The organism is Pseudomonas sp. JUb52 (assembly GCF_004341115.1).
Lineage (GTDB): Bacteria > Pseudomonadota > Gammaproteobacteria > Pseudomonadales > Pseudomonadaceae > Chryseomonas > Chryseomonas oryzihabitans.
This window is the reverse complement of record NZ_SLYS01000007.1, coordinates 110692-128076: the sequence shown is the minus strand read 5'-3', so window position 1 is coordinate 128076 and position 17385 is coordinate 110692. Positions and strand designations below refer to the sequence as shown.

Below are 17385 nucleotides of genomic sequence, written 5' to 3'. Positions count from 1 at the left end.
GGCTGCGGGAAACTTAATGGCCGTCACGATTTCCCCCGGCCAGGCGCGCGGGCGTTTCGCCTCAGGGCAGCAGGATGGTCGAGCCGCTGGTCTCGCGACCCGACAGCGCCCGATGCGCCTCCTGCACCTCGGCCAGCGGATAGCGCCGACCGATGTCCACCTGGATACGGCCATCGGTGATCAGCTCGAATAGCTGATCGGCCATGTCCTGCAGGGCCTCGGGCGAGGCGGCGTAGGTGGCCAGGGTCGGCCGGGTGACATAGAGCGAACCCTTCTGCGAGAGGATCCCCAGGTTGACCCCGGTGACCGCACCGGAGGCGTTGCCGAAGCTGACCATCAGGCCGCGCGGCGCCAGGCAGTCCAGCGACATCTCCCAGGTGTCCTTGCCGACGCCGTCGTAGACCACCGGCACCTTGGCCCCGTCGGTCAATTCGCGAACCCGCGCCGGGACGTCTTCCTGGCGGTAGTCGATCACCGCCCAGGCGCCCAGCACCTTGGCCTTTTCCAGCTTTTCCGGCGAGCCGGCGGTGCCGATCAGACGCACGCCCAGGGCCTTGGCCCACTGGCAGGCCAGGGAGCCGACGCCGCCGGCCGCGGCATGGAACAGCACGGTGTCGCCGGCCTGCAGCGGATAGGTCTGGCGCAGCAGGTACTGCACCGTCAGCCCCTTGAGCATGACCGCGGCGCCCTGCTCGAAGGACACCGCTTCCGGCAGGTGCACCAGATGCCGCTCGGGCAGCACATGGACCTCGGCATAGGCGCCCAGCGGGCCGGTGGCATAGGCCACGCGGTCGCCGGCCTTGAAGCGGGTGACCGCACTGCCGACCGCTTCCACCACCCCGGCGCCCTCGGTGCCCAGGCCCGAGGGCAGCGCCGGCGGCGGATAGAGGCCGCTGCGGTAGTAGGTCTCGATGAAGTTGAGGCCGATGGCATGGTTGCGCACCTGCACCTCGTCGGGGCCGGGCGCGGCGGGTTCGAAATCCACAAGTTCGAGTACTTCGGGACCACCGGTGCGGCTGAACTGGATGCGCTGGGCCATGCTTGCGTGTCTCCTGGTTGGAGCCCTTGGCCGGGCTCTCTTGGGGTGAGCCTTCATCCAAGCCGCAACCGCGGGCCGCGTCAACCGGTCGGATACGGGTGTTATGCTCTCCGCCCTCCCCGCCTGTTGTGGAAACCCTTGCGATGAATCCCTCCCTGGAGGCCGTCAAGGCCTATCTGCTCGATCTGCAGGAGCGCATCTGCGCCGCACTGGAAGCCGAGGATGGCGCCGCCGCTTTCGTCGAAGACGCCTGGACCCGGCCGACCGGCGGTGGTGGCCGTACCCGGGTGATCGCCGAGGGCGCCCTGCTGGAAAAGGGCGGCGTGAATTTCTCCCATGTGCATGGCGACAGCCTGCCGCCCTCGGCCAGCGCCCATCGCCCGGAACTGGCCGGGCGCAGCTTCGAGGCCATGGGCGTCTCCCTGGTCATGCACCCGCGCAATCCCCATATCCCTACCGCCCATGCCAATGTGCGCTTCTTTCTCGCCGAAAAGCCCGGCGAGGCACCGGTCTGGTGGTTCGGCGGCGGTCTCGACCTGACCCCCTACTACGGCAACGAGGCCGACTGCGTGCACTGGCACCAGGTCTGCCATGACGCCTGCGCGCCCTTCGGCGCCGATGTCTATCCGCGCTACAAGGCCTGGTGCGACCGCTATTTCCACCTCAAGCACCGCGGCGAACCGCGCGGCATCGGCGGCCTGTTCTTCGACGACCTCAACGACTGGGACTTCGACACCTGCTTCGCCTTCCAGCGCGCCATCGGCGATGCCTTCGTCGACGCCTACCTGCCCATCGTCCAGCGTCGCCGCCGCCAGCCGTACAGCGAGGCCGAGCGGGAATTCCAGGCCTATCGCCGCGGCCGCTACGTGGAATTCAACCTGGTCTATGACCGCGGTACCCTGTTCGGCCTGCAATCCGGCGGGCGTACCGAGTCCATCCTCATGTCGCTGCCGCCCGAGGTGCGCTGGGGCTATGACTGGAAACCCGTGCCCGGTTCGCCGGAAGCGCGCCTGACCGAATTCTTTCTCACCGACCGCGACTGGCTCGCGCTCGCCTCGACGCCTGCAGGATAGACCCATGGATCGCTACGCCGTCTTCGGCAATCCCATCGCCCACAGCAAGTCGCCGCTGATCCACAGCCTGTTCGCCGACCAGACCGGCCAGCGCCTGCACTACGGGACGCTGCTGGCGCCGCTGGACGGCTTCAGCGAAAGCGCCCGCAGCTTCTTCCAGAGCGGCCTGGGCGCCAATGTCACGGTGCCCTTCAAGGAAGAGGCGTACCAGCTGTGTGATGAACTTACCCCGCGCGCGCGCCGCGCCGGCGCGGTGAACACCCTCAAGCGCCAGGCCGACGGTCGCCTGCTCGGCGACAACACCGACGGCGCCGGCCTGGTCCGGGATCTCACGGTCAACGCCGGTCTGCAACTGGCCGGTCAGCGCGTCCTGGTGCTGGGCGCCGGCGGCGCCGTACGCGGCGTGCTGGAGCCCTTGCTGGCCTGCAATCCCGGGCAACTGGTGCTGGCCAATCGCACCGAACTCAAGGCGGTGCAACTGGCGCGGGAATTCGCCGAACTGGGGACGATCGAGGTGGCGGCCTTCTCCACCCTGAGAGCGCCCTTCGACGTCATCATCAACGGCACCTCCGCCAGTCTCGGTGGCGGTCGCCCACCGCTGTCCGAAGCGGTGATCGGCCCGCAGACGGTGACCTACGACATGATGTACGGCAAGGACCTTACCCCTTTCAACCGCTGGGCGCAGGACAAGGGTGCCTTCCACACCCTGGACGGCCTGGGCATGCTGGTGGAACAGGCCGCCGAGGCCTTCGAACTCTGGCGCGGCGTGCGCCCCGACAGTGCGCCGGTGCTGGCGGAGTTGCGGCGGCAGCTGGGCTGAGTTCGGGCCTGGGCGGTGTTGGGCTTCGCTGCGCTCAACCCAACCTACCATCTGGAGATGGCCGCCTGCTTTGACAGCCCCCTCTCCCCTTGGGAGAGGGTTGGGGTGAGGGCCAGCCTCGCGCCCCGAAGTCACCCGTGGAAAAGGCTGCGCCGTTTTCCACGCTACGGCTCTGCAACGGGACTTCAATCGCGGCCATGGCGGTCCGCCGATGCGGCCGCTCCTACGGGATATACCGCTTCTGTAGGAGCGGCCCATGGCCGCGATGGCCGCGCTCAGATACTCGCGCTGGCTGAGGTGGCTCTGCCTTCGAAGCCAACGAAGGCGACCGCCTAGGCGATCGTGCTACGCCCCCTCCTCCCCATATCCCTCGGCCAGATGCTGGTCCTTGAGCTTCACGTAGTTGCCGGCGCTGTAGGTGAAGAAGGCCCGTTCCTTTTCCTCCAGTGGCCGCACCTGCTTGACCGGGCGACCGACGTAGAGATGCCCCCCTTCCAGCCGCTTGCCCGGCGGGACCAGGCTGCCGGCACCGATCACCACGTCATCCTCCACCACCGCACCGTCCATGACGATGCTGCCCATGCCCACCAGCACCCGGTCGCCGATCGTGCAGCCGTGCAGGGTCACCTGGTGGCCGACGGTGACGTCGTTGCCGATCAGCAAGGGATAGCCCTCCGGATTGAAGGGGCCGGCGTGGGTGATGTGCAGCACGCTGCCGTCCTGGATGCTGGTGCGGGCGCCGATGCGGACGAAGTGCATGTCGCCGCGGATCACCGTCAGCGGCCAGATCGAGCTGTCTGCGCCGAGGGTCACGTCGCCGATCACCACCGCGGTGGCGTCGACGAAGGCGCGTTCGCCCAGTTGCGGGGTCTTACCCTGGAAGGTCCTTATAGTCACGATAGATACCTTTTCTCGTCGGAAGGGTCTTGAGACCTATTAGGATGGGCTCCATATATACCTGTCAAAGCCATCGCCCCGAGGGGAACGCCGTGAGCGCCAGCAATCCGCTGCTTCAGTCCCATGACCTGCCGCCCTTTTCCGCCATCAAGCCCGAGCACGTCGAGCCGGCCATCGACACCATCCTGGCCGAGAACCGTGCCGCCCTGGCCAAGCTGCTGGAGACCCAGAAGGAACACCCCACCTGGGCCGGCCTGGTGCTGGCGATGGACGAGCTGAACGATCGCCTGGGCCAGGCCTGGAGCCCCATCGGCCACCTCAACGCCGTGTGCAACAGTGCCGAGCTGCGCGCCGCCTACGAGGCCTGCCTGCCCAAGCTGTCGGCCTATTCCACCGAGATCGGCCAGAACAAGGACCTCTTCCAGGCCTACAGCCGCCTGGCCGAGAGCGAGGAAGCCAAGGGCTTCGACGTCGGTCAGAAAACCACCCTGGAGCACGCCCTGCGCGACTTCCGCCTGTCCGGCATCGACCTGCCGCCGGCCGAGCAGCAGCGCTATGCCGCCATCCAGGCGCGCAAGTCCGAGCTGGGCAGCAAGTTCTCCAACCAGCTGCTCGACGCGACGCAGGCCTGGACCAAGCACCTTACCGACGAAGCCGCCCTGGCCGGCCTGCCCGAGTCGGCCAAGGCGCAGCTGCAGGCCGCCGCCCAGGCCAAGGAGCTGGACGGCTGGCTGGTGACCCTGGAATTCCCCAGCTACTACGCGGTGATGACCTACGCCGATGACCGCGCCCTGCGCGAAGAGGTCTATGCCGCCTACGCCACCCGCGCCTCCGAACAGGGTCCCAATGCCGGCCAGTTCGACAATGGCCCGGTGATGGAGGAATTGCTCGACCTGCGCCAGGAACTCGCCCGCCTGCTGGGCTACGCCAACTACGCCGAGCTGTCGCTGGCTACCAAGATGGCCGAGAGCAGCGACCAGGTGCTGGGTTTCCTGCGCGACCTCGCCGTGCGCTCCAAGCCCTTCGCCCAGCGCGACCTGGAAGAACTGCGCGCCTTCGCCGCCGAACAGGGCGTGCAGGATCTGCAGAGCTGGGACACCGGCTATTTCGCCGAAAAGCTGCGCCAGCAGCGCTATTCGCTGTCCCAGGAAGAGGTCCGTGCCTGGTTCCCGGTGGACAAGGTGCTGTCCGGCCTGTTCGCCACGGTGCAGAAGCTCTATGGCATCGAGATCGCCGAGTTGCGTGACTTCGAGAAGTGGCATCCGGACGTGCGCCTGTTCGAGATCAAGGAAAACGGCACCTCCATCGGCCGCTTCTATTTCGATCTCTATGCCCGCGCCAACAAGCGTGGCGGTGCCTGGATGGACGGTGCCCGCGACAAGCGCCGCGATGCCCAGGGTCGGCTGATCGATCCGGTGGCCTACCTGGTCTGCAACTTCACGCCGGCCAGCCCCGGCAAGCCGGCGCTGCTCACCCATGACGAGGTGACCACCCTCTTCCACGAATTCGGCCATGGCCTGCACCACCTGCTGACCCGCGTCGAGCACGCCAGCGTTTCCGGCATCAACGGCGTGGCCTGGGATGCGGTGGAGCTGCCCAGCCAATTCATGGAGAACTGGTGCTGGGAGCCCGAGGGCCTGGCGCTGATCTCCGGCCACTACGAGACCGGCGAGCCGCTGCCCCAGGAGCTGCTGGACAAGATGCTGGCGGCCAAGAACTTCCAGTCCGGCCTGATGATGCTGCGCCAGCTGGAATTCTCGCTGTTCGACTTCGAGCTGCACGCGACCCACGGCGACGGTCGCAGCGTGCGCGAGGTGCTGGAAGGCATCCGCGACGAGATCTCGGTGGTGCGTCCGCCGGCCTACAACCGCTTCCCCAACAGCTTCGCGCACATCTTCGCCGGCGGTTATGCGGCGGGTTACTACAGTTACAAGTGGGCCGAGGTGCTGTCCGCCGATGCCTTCGCCAAGTTCGAGGAAGAAGGCGTCTTCAACCCCGAAACCGGGCGGGCCTTCCGTGAAGCCATCCTGGCCCGCGGCGGCTCCCAGGCCCCCATGGTGCTGTTCGTCGACTTCCGCGGTCGCGAGCCCAGCATCGACGCCCTGCTCCGCCATTCCGGGCTGAGCGAGGAGGCGGCGTGAGCGAGCCGATCCGCAAGAGGTTCATCGCCGGGGCGGTCTGCCCGGCGTGCCAGGCGCAGGACACCCTGAAGATGTGGACCCAGGACGGCACCCCCCATCGCGAGTGTGTCTCCTGCGGCTACAGCGACACCCTGGACGAGCGCGGCAATTCGGTCCCCAAGGAATTGCCGACGCGGGTCAACATCAGTGCGCTCAAGCCCAAGAAGCCCGATCCCACCGTACAGGCCGTGCAGTTCTTTCCCAATCCCAAGCTGAAGAAGCCGGATTAGGCAGGAATGACCTTCGACAAGACCGCGCCCGGGATCCCCCGGGCGCGGTCTTGCTGTTTCTGGGGTGAATAACATCGAGCCGGACAGGGCATGAGCAGCGGTGAAAACTGCCATAAACGCAGGGGGTCTCAAGCTTTATCCACAAAAAGTGGAATCGATAGCCAGCCGATCATCTTTTTAATCCATTGATAATAAAGGCTTTTTATTCGATATCTGGTTTGTCTTAGGGATTTATCACGGAGTTATACCGATTTTATCCCGGATTTATCCACAGGCTGCGCGTCCGCGAATGACCCGGGAGTCTTTTTCCGCGATCGGACTCCAAGGGGATAACCGACACCCTCGTCCCCCATGAGGAAAGCCCCGATGCGTACCCTCCTCGCTGCTGCAGTCTTCTGCCTGACCGGCAACCTGGCCCTGGCCGCGCCGCCGGATCACGGGCCTGGTGGGCCCAAGGGACCGCCCGGGCCGGGCTGGCAGGAACAGGGTGGCCCTCATGGCCAGGGCCCGGGCCCCAAGGCGCATGGCCAGGGTCGTCCGGGTGCCGGACCGGCCGCGGGCGGGCCGCCGGATCTGGGACCGGCGCGGGAGCGCATCCAGGCGCTGCGCGGCCAGATCGGCCGTGGGGGTGACCTGCCACCGGGTCTGCGTCTGGAGCGCGGGCATCCCCTGCCACCCGGCTACGGCCGCCCCCTGCCCCCGGGCATCGCCCGCCAGTTGCCTGACTATCCAGGCTACGAATGGCGGCGCCTGGGTACCGACATGGTGCTGGTCGCCGTGGGCACCGGGCTCGTCTACGCCATCCTGCAGGGCGTGCTGGACTAGCCCGGGCAATTCTTTTGCCGGCAGCCCGCGGGCACCACCGAGTTCACCGCAGGCTCTGGCATGGGCTCCCGGGGCCGGTCGCTCGGGCGTGGCCCGCCGGTGCGCCGGCGCAGGCGATAAATGGCGAAATCCCTCTGGCACAGTGCCAGCCCGGATTTCAGTAGAATAGCCGCCGCGCGCGGCCGCCTTCCGCCTCCAGACGGTAGGGAAACCGGGCCGCCTCGCACCGGTCTCAACGCCCATCGCTCGCCAAGGATTTCCCATGAGAGCTCTGCCCCGTCTGCTGCCGCTGGCCCTGTTCGCCCTGCTCGTGGGGCACCATGCCCCGGCCCGCGCCGAACCCGGTCTGTTCAATCTGCTGGTCGGCAGCTACACCGCGGGCAGCAGCCAGGGGCTGTATGTCTACCGCTTCAACAGTCGCAATGGCCAGATCGATGGCCCGCTGCGCATCGTCAAGGCGTCCAATCCCTCGTTTCTGACCCTGTCTCGCGATGGCCGGACCCTGTTCGCCGTCAACGAGAATGGCCGGGGCTCGAGCGGCGACAGCATCGGCCGGGTCACCTCCTATCGCTTCGAACCGGGCAATGGCCGTCTGCAGCAGATCAGTCAGGTCAAGAGCCTGGGCGACGAGCCGACCCATTCCAGCCTCAGCACCGACGGCAAGTTCCTGTTCGTGGCCAACTACTCCAGCCTGCCGGAAGGCTCCCTGGCGGTGCTGCCGATCCAGGACGGCGGCGTGCTCAGTCCGGTGGCGCAGATCGAATTCCACCAGCCCAGCGAACAGCACCCACGCCAGCAGTCCAGCCATGTGCACGCGGCGGTGACCACCCCGGACGGCCGCTTCGTCTTCGCCCCGGACCTGGGCGCCGACAAGGTCTTCGTCTATCGCTATCTGCCGCAGCAGCCGGAGCGGCCGCTGGTGGCCGCCGAGACGCCCTTCGTGCCGGTCCCGGAAGGCAGCGGGCCGCGTCATCTGGTGTTCAGCGCCGATGGCCGCTATGCCTACCTGACCCTGGAACTGGCCGGGCAGGTGATGGCCTTCGCCCACCAGGACGGCATGCTGCGGCAGTTGCAGAGCTACAGCCTGACGCCCCAGGAATTCACCGGCGAGCGGGATGCCGGAGCGCTGCACCTGTCCGGCGACGGGCGCTTCCTCTATGTCGCCAGCCGTGGCACCGACAACCAGCTGGCGGTGTTCGCGGTGAATCCCGACGGCACCCTGACCTTTGTCGAACGCCATCCAGTCAACGGCCTGTCGCCACGGGAATTCGCCATCGATCCGTCCGGGCGCTTCCTGCTGGTGGCCAACCAGAAATCCAACCAGCTCAAGGTCTTTGCTCGGGATCCCGACAGCGGCAAGCTCGGCGACGAACTACAGAGCCTGGACGTTGGCGCCCCGGCTGACCTCAAATTCGTCGCGGTACCCTGATGACCCACTTCGATCGTCTGCACCACGTGGCGCTGATCTGCGCCGACTACCAACGCTCCCGGCACTTCTACACCGAGATCCTCGGGTTGCCGGTGATCGCCGAGACCTATCGTGAGGCCCGGCGCTCCTGGAAGCTGGATCTGGCGGTGGGCGCGCATGCCCAACTGGAGCTGTTTTCCTTTCCCGATGCCCCGCCCAGGCCGTCGCGCCCGGAGGCCCAGGGGCTGCGCCACCTGGCCTTTGCCGTGGCCGACCTGGACGCCACCGTCGCCCACCTGCAGAGCCATGGCGTGGTCACCGAGCCGATCCGCACCGACGAACTGACCGGCAAGAGATTCACCTTCTTCGCCGATCCGGACGATCTGCCGCTGGAAGTCTACGAGCGCTAGCGCGCCGCTCAGGTCGCCAGCCGCGCGCCGGCCAGGGATTCGCGCGGCAGCTCCAGTTCTTCCAGCAGCCAGTCGAGAAAGCGCTGCACCAGCCGCTGGCGCCGCTTGCGCTCGGGCAGGATGGCGTAATAGCCATAGCGCGAGGTGGCCAGTCCGGCGAAGGGACGACAGAGCAGCTCCTGCTGCAGCAGGTCGTCCACCAGGTGGCGCCAGCCGATCGCCAGGCCCTGGCCGGCAATGGCCGCCTGGATCACCAGGGTATAGTTGTCGAAGCTCAGCACCGCGCCGGACGGCGCGGCGGGCAGGGGCGCCAGGTCCAGCGCCGGCAACAGCGTCTTCCAGTCGTACCAGCGGCTGTTGGGCGCCGCCTTGAGGTGCAGCAACGGCCAGCGCCCCAGTTCCAGGGCGGGCAACGGCGGCTGCCGACCCTGGAGTAGCCGCGGACTGCACACCGGAAAGACCTCTTCGCGAAACAGCGGCCAGGCTTCGCCATGCTTGAAGCGGCCGTCGCCGAAGCCCAGGGTGATGTCGATCTCCGGACCGGGCAGGGGCACCCTGTCGCTGGTCACCAGGCTGACGTCCAGCTCCGGGTGGCGGGCATGAAAACGCGGCAGGCGCGGCAACAGCCAGTAGGCGGCAAAGGCGAAATCGGTGGCCACCTGCAGCACCTCGTGGGCGGGGCGGGCGGTAACCAGCCGCACCCCCTCGTCCAGGGTGGCGAGACCGGCCTCGACGTATTCCTGCAGCAGCCGTCCGGCTTCGGTGAGCAGGATGCCGCGATGGACGCGATCGAACAGCCGCACCTGCAACTGGGCTTCCAGGCGCTTGATCTGCTGGCTGATGGCCGGCTGGGTGGTCCCAAGTTCGCCCGCCGCTGCGGTAAAGCTCAGGCGGCGTGCCACCACCTCGAAGGTGCGCAGGCTGTCCAGCGCCAGGGCCGGGCGGTCGGGAGGGGGAGTGGCGTCCAAGGGTGCGTTTCCATGGCGATAGGTCATAAGCCCAGCTTATCCGAAACATCATTCCCAATGGCCTTCACGCAGATTTTTCAGCGTTGGATGATGGGCCACCCATAAGCAACCCTGATCCTAGCGGAGGCGCTCTTGTCCAAGCCGATGAACATCCTCTTTCTCATGGCCGACCAGATGGCGGCGCCCATCCTGCCGCTGTACGACCCCGCCTCGCCGATCAAGCTGCCCCATCTGCAGCGCCTGGCCGAGCGCGCCGTGGTATTCGACTCTGCCTACTGCAACAGTCCGCTGTGCGCACCCTCGCGCTTCACCCTGGTGAGCGGCCAGCTGCCGTCGAAGATCGGCGCCTACGACAACGCCGCCGATTTCGCCGCGGACATTCCCACCTATGCCCACCACCTGCGCCGCCTCGGCTATCGCACGGCGCTGTCGGGCAAGATGCATTTCTGCGGACCGGATCAGCTGCACGGCTACGAAGAGCGCCTGACCAGCGACATCTATCCCGCCGACTACGGCTGGGCGGTGAACTGGGACGCGGCGGACGAGCGCCCGAGCTGGTACCACAACATGTCCTCGGTGCTGCAGGCCGGGCCCTGCGTGCGCACCAACCAGCTGGATTTCGACGAAGAGGTGGTCTTCAAGGCGCGCCAGTACCTCTACGATCACGTGCGTCGCGGCGATGACCAGCCGTTCTGCCTGACCGTGTCCCTGACCCATCCGCACGATCCCTACACCATCCCCCGCGAGTTCTGGGACCTGTACAACGAGGTCGACATCCCGCTTCCGCAAGGCGCCATCCCCCAGGCCGAGCAGGATCCCCACAGCCAGCGCCTGCTCAAGGTGATCGACCTCTGGGACAAGCCGCTGCCCGAGGCCAAGATCCGCGATGCCCGCCAGGCCTACTACGGTGCCTGCAGCTATGTCGACGCCCAGGTCGGCCACCTGCTCAAGACCCTGGAGGAATGCGGTCTGGCCGACGACACCGTGATCATCTTTTCCGGCGACCATGGCGACATGCTTGGTGAGCGCGGACTCTGGTACAAGATGCACTGGTTCGAGATGGCCGCGCGGGTACCGCTGCTGATCCATGCGCCCGGTCGCTTCGCCCCGGCGCGGGTGCAGGCCTCGGTCTCGACCCTGGACCTGCTGCCGACCTTCGTCGAGCTGGCCGGCGGCCAGCTGCCGGATGAACTGCCACTGGATGGCCGTTCGCTGCTGCCGCACCTGGAGGGCCGGGCCGGGCACGACGAGGTGATCGGCGAATACCTGGCCGAGGGCACCGTCAGCCCGCTGCTGATGATCCGCCGCGGCGCCTACAAGTACATCCACTGCGAACTGGATCCGCCGCTGCTGTTCGATCTGCAGAACGATCCGCTGGAGCGCGAGAATCTGGCCGCCAGCGCCGACTATGCCGAGTTGCTCGCCAGCTTCCAGGCCGAGGTCCGCCAGCGCTGGGACCTGCCGCGCCTGCACGCCGAGGTGCTGGCCAGCCAGCGGCGGCGACGCTTCGTCGCCAAGGCCCTGGAACAGGGCGAGCGGACCAGCTGGGATCACCAGCCCTTCGTCGATGCCAGCCAGCAATACATGCGTAATCACATCGATCTCGATGACCTGGAGCGTCGTGCCCGCTACCCTCAACCCTGAACCGCTAACAGGAGCACGGCCATGAAACACGGAATCATCGCTACCTTCACGCTGGCCCTGGTCAGCCTGTCGGCCCAGGCCGAGGACCAGGCCTGCGCAACGGTTCGCCTGGCCGATCCGGGCTGGAGTGATATCGCCGCCACCAATGCCCTGACTGGCGCGATCCTGGGTGCGCTGGGCTACACCGGCAAGGTCGAGACCCTGGCGGTGCCGATCATCTACGGCGGCATGCGCAACGGGCAGGTGGATGCCTTCCTCGGCAACTGGATGCCGGCGCAGCAGGCGCACTATGACCAGTTCGTGAAGACCGGGCAGGTCACCGAGCTGGCGCAGAATCTGGTCGGGACCGAATTTACCCTGGCGGTGCCCACCTATGTCTGGGAAGGCGGGGTAAAGAGCTTCGATGACCTGGCCAAGCATGCCGACCAGTTCGGCAAGAAGATCTACGGGATCGGCGCCGGCGCGCCGGCCAACCAGTCGCTGCAGAAGATCATCCAGGACAACGAATTTGGTCTGGGTGGCTGGCAACTGGTGGAGTCCAGCGAGCAGGCCATGCTGTCCCAGGTCGGGCGGGCGGTGAAGCGCGACAAGTGGGTGGTCTTTCTCGGCTGGACCCCGCACCCCATGAACGTCGACTACCCCATCAAGTACCTGACCGGCGGCGACAAGTACTTCGGGACCGCCGGCACGGTGAACACCCTGACGCGCAAGGGCTACGCCGAGCAGTGCCCCAATCCGGCCCGCCTGCTGAGCAACATGAAATTCACCCTGGACATGGAAAACGCCGTCATGAGCGCCGCGCGGGACAAGGGCGGCAGCTACGACACCGCCGCCAAGGCCTGGCTCAAGGCCCATCCGCAGGTGCTGGAGCCCTGGCTGCAGGGGGTCACCACCCGCGATGGCCAGCCGGGCCTGCCGGCGGTACAGAAAGCCCTGTGAACGCTACGGCCTGAGGGCTACCTGAGACCGAGCCGCCGCGCCAGGCGGGCGAGGTTGGCGCGGTCCAGATCGAGGGCGGCGGCGGCCAGGGTCCAGTTCTGGCTGTGCTGTTCCAGCGCCAGGGTGATGGTCTGGCGCTGGAAGGCGTCCGTGGCCTCGCGCAGGGAGGTGGTGGGCAGGGCGGTATCCTCCTCGGGCAGGGGCGCGGTGCCCAGTGGCAGGCCGAGCTGATCGCTGTCCAGGGTCAGGATGCCGCCGCGTTCCTCGCTGCCGGCATGGGCCTTGAGCGCCGCCCGGCTGATGAGGTGGGAAAGTTCGCGCACGTTGCCCGGCCAGTCGTAGGCCAGCAGGGTGCGCTGCGCCGCGGGCGTCAGCCGCAGGCCCCGCAGGCCCAGGCGGGCACGATTCTGCTCCAGGTAGAAACCGGCCAGCAGCAGGACGTCGCGGCCGCGCTCGCGCATGGCCGGCACGGCCAGCGGATAGACGCTCAGGCGATGATAGAGGTCGGCGCGAAAGCGCCCGGCGCGCACGCACTCGGCCAGGTCGCGATTGGTGGCGGCGATGATGCGCACGTCGACCTTGAGATCGCGATCCGAGCCCAGCCGCTGCAACTGGCCGCTCTGCAGCACCCGCAGCAGCTTGGCCTGCACCGTCAGCGGCAATTCGCCGACCTCGTCGAGAAACAGGGTGCCGCCGTCAGCCAGCTCGAAGCGCCCGCGGCGGTCGCTCACCGCGCCGGAAAAGGCCCCGCGCACATGGCCAAAGAGTTCGCTTTCCACCAGGGCCTCGGGCAGGGCCGCGCAGTTGAGGCTGATCAGCGGCCGCTGCTGGCGCAGGGAGCGCGCGTGCACGGCTTCGGCCACCAGCTCCTTGCCGACTCCGGTCTCGCCGGTGATGAGCACTGTCAGGTCGCTGGCCGCCACGGTCTCGATCTCCTGCCGTAGGCGCAGGCTGGCCGGACTCTGGCCGATGAGTTCACGGGGCCGCTGGTGCCCTACCGATTGCTGATAGGCCACGGTCAGCTCGTGCTCGCTGACGATGCGCGCGGAGAGCTGGCCGATGCGCTCGGCGGCGGCCACGGTGGCGGCCGCCAGCCCGGCGAAGGCGGCGAGGATGGTGAGATCCTCGGGCTGGGCATTCTGCGCCTGCAGCGAATCCAGGGTCAGCAGGCCCCAGAGCTGGTCCTGCACATAGAGCGGACAGCCCAGGCAGTCGTGGACCTCCAGATGCCCCTGCACGCCTTCCACCAAGCCATCGTAGGGATCGGGCAGATCGCAATCGACGGCGAAGCGGGTGGGCGCGCGACTCGCCAGCAGCAGCGCCAGGCGCGGGTGCTCGCCGACCTTGAAGCGCCGGCCCAGGGTGTCGGCCGCGAGGCCCCTTACCGCCAGGGGCACCAGTATGTCGCCGTCCAGGCGCAACAGGGCCACCGCATCGAAGGGCAGGACCTGGCGCAGGGCATCGAGCAGGCTGGCGTAACGCTGCTGGTCGGGCAGGTCGCGGGCCAGATCCGCCACTAGGGGCACCATGGCTTCGAGCAGGGTGGTACGGGTCAATTTGACCTCGGCGAGTCATAGGGACCTGGTCATTATGACAAGCTCCCTGGATAAAAGCCTGATCTGGCGCAGTTTTTTGGTTGGCACGACTCGTGATACGGCCAGGGCAGTCCTGTTTGGAGATCCCTGCCATGCTGTCATCAGACCAAAAAGCCATCATCAAGGCCACCGTCCCCCTGCTGGAAACCGGCGGGGAAGCCCTGACCCGGCATTTCTACGACAGATTGCTCGGCGACAACCCCGAGATCCGCCCGCTGTTCAACGGCGCCCACCAGGCCAGTGGCGCCCAGGCCCGGGCGCTGGCCCGCGCGGTGCTGATGTACGCCCGCTACATCGATCGCCTGGATACCCTGGGGCCGCTGGTGGAGCAGATCGTCAACAAGCACGTCTCGCTGCAGGTGCAGGCAGATCACTATCCGCTGGTGGGCATCGCCCTGCTGCAGAGCATCCGCGAGGTGCTGGGAGCCGAGGTGGCCACCGATGCGGTGATCGACGCCTGGGCCGCCGCCTATGGCCAGCTGGCCAATCTGCTGATCGGTGCCGAGGAACAGCGCTACGCCGCCCAGGCCGAGGCGCCCGGTGGCTGGCGTGGCGGGCGGGCGTTCCGCATCGCGCGGATCGAGCCGGAAAGCGAAGAGATCAGCTCCTTCTACCTGGAGCCGGTGGACGGCCTGCCGACCAGCATCGCCCAACCCGGCCAGTACCTGGGGTTGAGCCTGACGCTGGACGGGGTCGAATACCGCCGCAACTACTCGATCTCCGCCGCCAGCGAAGGCCGTGGCTATCGCATTAGCGTCAAGCATCAGCCGGGTGGGGTGGTCTCGCGCTACCTGCATACCGACGCTCATGAGGGCACCGTGCTGCAGGTCTTCGCGCCGGCCGGCGAATTCGTCCTGCAGGAATCGACCAAGCCGCTGCTGCTAATCGCCGGTGGCGTCGGCATCACGCCGCTGCTGCCCATGGTGTCGGCGGCGCTGCCGAGCGGGCGGTCGATCCAGCTGATCCATTGCACCCGCCATGTCGGGGTGCAGGCCTTCGGGCACTGGCTGGAAGAGCAGGCCGCCCACCATCCGCAACTGCAGCTGTATTTCTGCTACAGCGAGCCGGTGGCGGAAGAGGCCTATGCCTCGCGCCTGGATCGGGCGCGCCTGCAGCGTTGGCTGCCCAGGGATCGCGACCTGGACGTCTATCTTCTCGGCCCGCAGCCGTTCATGGCCCAGGTGCGCCGTGATCTGCTGGAGCTGGGCGTGCCGGAAAAGCAGATCCGCCATGAGTTCTTCGGACCCGCCACGGACCTCTGAAAAAAGAAACGCCCGCTGCCTTAGGACAGTGGGCGTTTCTTCAATAGAAGCAAGGCGCCACGCTCGGGCGGTGCCTTGTAGGCTGAGACCTAGCGACGCTGGTAGACGATGTCCTTGCTACCGCCTTCGCAGCTGCCCACCACCTTGGCGGAGGCGGTGGCGCTGCCCTTGTCCACCACCTCGAGGCTGTAGTTCGCCACCTGCTTGGCCTGCAGCTTGGCATCGATATCGGCCTTGACCGTGTCGCACGAGGTGCCGGCGGCAAAGGCACCGCCGCTCAGGGCCAACAAACCGAGGGTGATCACGACTCTACGCATCTTGCCTGTCCTTTTGCGGGGGGAGGGAGGTCTGGAGCTACGCTCAGCTGGCTTCGATACGGAAGCCGATCTTCAGGGTGACCTGATAATGGGCCACCTTGGCGTCCTGGATATGACCGCGGATTTCACCCACCTCGAACCATTCCAGGTTCTTGACCGACTTGGCGGTCTCGGCGAGGGCGTTGTTGATGGCGTCCTCGACACTGGTGGTGGAGGAGCCAACGATTTCCAGCTTCTTGTAGGTGTGATGATCGGACATGAAACTCTCCTGGGTCAGCAATAGCGGGCGCTGCAGCGGATAGCCGGCAACGCGTTGACCGGTGTCGCGGTCGACTCGCCGGGAAGGGTGCCTCTGCCATTTGAGGCCGCGAAAGGCCCCGATAAGTTCACTGCCCAGGCTCTCGCCCACGGCTTTGCAGCACTTTCCAACGGCTCGGTAGTCACATTTCCTGAATCCGTCCATCCCAGGAGGTTGTCATGGCCCGTAACACCGATTACCAGGCGTCCATCGCCAGCATCGAGAACGAAATCAACAGCCTGCTCGACTCGCTGGCGTCGCTGAAGAAGAACGCTGCACGCGAATCCCGCAGCAGTCTGAACTCCTTCAAGAGCACCGCTCGCGAAGCCCTGCACCATTCGGGCGATTCGCTGGAAGAAGTCTATGACGACGTGCGTCGCCTGACCCGTCAGTACGGTCGCGCCGCCAGCGGCGTGGCGCGCGAACATCCCTGGGCCACCGTCGGCATCGCCGCCGGCGTGACCGTCCTGGTCGGCTGGGCGCTGCTGCGCGGCGACCACTGATCGTGGCGGTTCGAGGCATCCTCAAGGGGTGCCTCGGGCGCTAGCGCTCGGCTAGCTCGGTTCTGAGCCAGGCCGCCAACCGCTCCACCCGTTCATCCGCCAGCCGACCCGGCGCCCACAGCGCCAATTCTGCACCGGTCGCCGCAAAACCCCAGGGCGCCACCAGCCGGCCCGCCTTGAGATCCGCCGCCACCAGTGGCTCCGGCGCGATCGCCACGCCCAATCCCGATAGCGCCGCTTCCAGCAGGTAATAGAGGTGCTCGAAGCCCTGCCCGTACTCCAGCACCGGTGCCTCCTGGCCCTGGGTGGCGAACCACTGTGGCCAGGCCTGGGGCCGTGACAGGGTGTGCAGCAACCGTTCCGCCAGCAAGGCCTGCAGGTCGCCGTCCCGCAATCTCAGATAGGCCGGGCAATAGGGGCTCAGCACCGGGCCGATGCGCTCGGCTGCCAGGTGATAAGGCATCACTTCCTGCGGTGGCGCCGTCTCGGTGAACAGCAGGCTGGCGTCCAGGCCGGCGGCGGCCAGCGGGGTGTCGTCGGTGCGGGTCGAGAGGTGCAGGCGCAACTCCGGCAGATCGCGATTGAGGCGATCCAGCCGCGGAATGAACCAGCGCGCCACCAGACTGCCCGGGCAGCCCAGCACGAAGGGCCCCTGGCGACTGCCGGCCTTGAGTTCGGCGCACACCTCACGTAAGCGCTCGAAGACCTCGCCACTCACCTCGCGCAGCCGCAGACCGGCTTCGGTCAGCGCCAGGCCACGGCCTTCGCGGCGAAACAGCGCCACCCCCAGTTGTTCCTCCAGCGCACGGATCTGGCGGCTCACGGCGCCATGGGTCACATGCAGCTCGTCTCCGGCGCGGCTCATGCCACCCAGACGAGCAGTGGCTTCGAAGGCGCGTAGGGCATTCAGGGGCGGCAGGTCGCGGGGATCGCTCATCTGTGAGATTTCCTGACGGATCATCGCGATCTTATCGATT

At 67.0% G+C, this 17385-nt stretch carries 18 protein-coding genes; 11 read left to right on the top strand and 7 right to left on the bottom strand.

Features of this window, described 5'->3' with window-relative positions; genetic code table 11:
• Nucleotides 1-61: 61 nt before the first annotated feature.
• A complete protein-coding gene (locus EC839_RS13715; RefSeq protein WP_007160154.1) occupies nucleotides 62-1039 on the bottom strand; it encodes an NADPH:quinone reductase in 978 nt (325 codons plus the stop codon).
• A 143-nt stretch (nucleotides 1040-1182) separates the two neighbouring features.
• Here EC839_RS13715 and hemF point away from each other — a divergent pair, with 143 nt between their 5' ends.
• Both hemF and aroE read left to right on the top strand, forming a co-directional pair.
• Entirely contained in the window at nucleotides 1183-2112 is a 930-nt protein-coding gene (gene hemF, locus EC839_RS13710) for an oxygen-dependent coproporphyrinogen oxidase (RefSeq protein ID WP_007160155.1), read from the top strand.
• 4 nt (nucleotides 2113-2116) lie between these two features.
• Nucleotides 2117-2932 (top strand): shikimate dehydrogenase, encoded by an 816-nt coding sequence (gene aroE, locus EC839_RS13705; protein ID WP_007160156.1) that lies wholly within the window; start codon nucleotides 2117-2119, stop codon nucleotides 2930-2932.
• 345 nt (nucleotides 2933-3277) lie between these two features.
• Here the strand turns inward: aroE and EC839_RS13700 are convergent, their stop codons facing one another.
• Nucleotides 3278-3829: a gamma carbonic anhydrase family protein gene (locus EC839_RS13700; RefSeq protein ID WP_007160157.1), complete on the bottom strand. Its 552-nt coding sequence runs from the start codon at nucleotides 3827-3829 to the stop codon at nucleotides 3278-3280.
• Between the two features lie 44 nt (nucleotides 3830-3873).
• On the opposite strand from EC839_RS13700, the gene prlC reads away from it, so the two are divergent.
• The 5 genes from prlC to EC839_RS13675 all read left to right on the top strand — a co-directional run bounded on the left by prlC (nucleotide 3874) and on the right by EC839_RS13675 (nucleotide 8882).
• The gene (gene prlC, locus EC839_RS13695) at nucleotides 3874-5970 is read left to right on the top strand and encodes an oligopeptidase A (RefSeq protein ID WP_177416732.1); all 2097 of its coding nucleotides are present in this window, start codon (nucleotides 3874-3876) and stop codon (nucleotides 5968-5970) included.
• Nucleotides 5967-6239, top strand: coding sequence for a YheV family putative zinc ribbon protein (locus EC839_RS13690; protein WP_007160159.1), 273 nt, complete (start codon nucleotides 5967-5969; stop codon nucleotides 6237-6239). Before prlC ends, EC839_RS13690 begins: the two co-directional genes overlap by 4 nt.
• A gap of 366 nt (nucleotides 6240-6605) precedes the next feature.
• Nucleotides 6606-7064 carry an anti-virulence regulator CigR family protein gene (locus tag EC839_RS24545; protein WP_007160160.1) on the top strand — a complete coding sequence of 153 codons (459 nt, stop codon included), beginning with the start codon at nucleotides 6606-6608 and terminating at the stop codon, nucleotides 7062-7064.
• A 262-nt stretch (nucleotides 7065-7326) separates the two neighbouring features.
• Entirely contained in the window at nucleotides 7327-8493 is a 1167-nt protein-coding gene (locus EC839_RS13680) for a lactonase family protein (protein ID WP_007160161.1), read from the top strand.
• Nucleotides 8493-8882 (top strand): VOC family protein, encoded by a 390-nt coding sequence (locus tag EC839_RS13675; RefSeq protein WP_007160162.1) that lies wholly within the window; start codon nucleotides 8493-8495, stop codon nucleotides 8880-8882. The genes EC839_RS13680 and EC839_RS13675 overlap by 1 nt, the downstream gene beginning before the upstream one ends.
• An 8-nt stretch (nucleotides 8883-8890) precedes the next feature.
• Here the strand turns inward: EC839_RS13675 and EC839_RS13670 are convergent, their stop codons facing one another.
• Nucleotides 8891-9877, bottom strand: coding sequence for a LysR substrate-binding domain-containing protein (locus EC839_RS13670; protein ID WP_007160163.1), 987 nt, complete (start codon nucleotides 9875-9877; stop codon nucleotides 8891-8893).
• 117 nt (nucleotides 9878-9994) lie between these two features.
• On the opposite strand from EC839_RS13670, the gene betC reads away from it, so the two are divergent.
• Nucleotides 9995-11494, top strand: coding sequence for a choline-sulfatase (gene betC, locus EC839_RS13665; RefSeq protein ID WP_007160164.1), 1500 nt, complete (start codon nucleotides 9995-9997; stop codon nucleotides 11492-11494).
• Nucleotides 11495-11515: 21 nt separating this feature from the next.
• Nucleotides 11516-12433 (top strand): choline ABC transporter substrate-binding protein, encoded by a 918-nt coding sequence (locus tag EC839_RS13660; protein WP_007160165.1) that lies wholly within the window; start codon nucleotides 11516-11518, stop codon nucleotides 12431-12433.
• Between the two features lie 17 nt (nucleotides 12434-12450).
• On the opposite strand, the gene norR is transcribed toward EC839_RS13660, so the two are convergent.
• On the bottom strand, nucleotides 12451-13989 hold the full coding sequence (norR, locus tag EC839_RS13655) for a nitric oxide reductase transcriptional regulator NorR (protein ID WP_007160166.1): 1539 nt from the start codon (nucleotides 13987-13989) through the stop codon (nucleotides 12451-12453).
• 131 nt (nucleotides 13990-14120) lie between these two features.
• On the opposite strand from norR, the gene hmpA reads away from it, so the two are divergent.
• The gene (hmpA, locus tag EC839_RS13650; protein WP_007160167.1) at nucleotides 14121-15290 is read left to right on the top strand and encodes an NO-inducible flavohemoprotein; all 1170 of its coding nucleotides are present in this window, start codon (nucleotides 14121-14123) and stop codon (nucleotides 15288-15290) included.
• An 89-nt stretch (nucleotides 15291-15379) separates the two neighbouring features.
• Here hmpA and EC839_RS13645 read toward each other — a convergent pair whose 3' ends face one another.
• Together EC839_RS13645 and EC839_RS13640 are read right to left on the bottom strand one after the other, a co-directional pair.
• Nucleotides 15380-15607, bottom strand: coding sequence for a DUF1161 domain-containing protein (locus EC839_RS13645; protein WP_007160168.1), 228 nt, complete (start codon nucleotides 15605-15607; stop codon nucleotides 15380-15382).
• 43 nt (nucleotides 15608-15650) lie between these two features.
• Nucleotides 15651-15866: a dodecin gene (locus EC839_RS13640; RefSeq protein WP_007160169.1), complete on the bottom strand. Its 216-nt coding sequence runs from the start codon at nucleotides 15864-15866 to the stop codon at nucleotides 15651-15653.
• A 218-nt stretch (nucleotides 15867-16084) separates the two neighbouring features.
• On the opposite strand from EC839_RS13640, the gene EC839_RS13635 reads away from it, so the two are divergent.
• Nucleotides 16085-16408, top strand: a complete 324-nt coding sequence (locus EC839_RS13635; RefSeq protein ID WP_007160170.1) for a YqjD family protein — start codon at nucleotides 16085-16087, stop codon at nucleotides 16406-16408.
• Between the two features lie 40 nt (nucleotides 16409-16448).
• Here the strand turns inward: EC839_RS13635 and EC839_RS13630 are convergent, their stop codons facing one another.
• Complete coding sequence (locus EC839_RS13630; RefSeq protein WP_007160171.1) at nucleotides 16449-17345, bottom strand: LysR family transcriptional regulator; 897 nt, start codon at nucleotides 17343-17345, stop codon at nucleotides 16449-16451.
• Nucleotides 17346-17385 lie beyond the last annotated feature (40 nt).